Here is a 270-nt window from a genome sequence, read left to right as displayed (position 1 = left end):
ATCATGGTGAGGCGGCGGTTGCGGGAAATAATAACCAGAACCACAATTGTTGCCAGATAAGGCAGTGCCGACATGAATTGTGACGGCAGGCCAATACCAAAAGCCTGTGCGTGCAGCTGGCCAATGGTGACCGCGCCAAACAGATAAGCGCCGATCAGCACGCGCCATGGCCGCCACGAGGCAAACACCACCAGAGCCAGTGCGATCCAGCCGCGCCCTGCACTCATATTCTCCACCCATTGCGGTACGTAAACAAGCGACAGCTGCGCA

1 pseudogene is annotated in these 270 nt (G+C 57.4%); it reads right to left on the bottom strand.

The window, feature by feature from the left end:
* Positions 1 to 270: pseudogene (locus HBA93_RS21240) on the bottom strand (ABC transporter permease); the annotation flags it as partial.

The organism is Ochrobactrum sp. SFR4, assembly GCF_019730395.1.
Lineage (GTDB): Bacteria > Pseudomonadota > Alphaproteobacteria > Rhizobiales > Rhizobiaceae > Pseudochrobactrum.
Note: the sequence above shows the minus strand (reverse complement) of the source record. Positions and strands in the feature narration are given on the sequence as shown.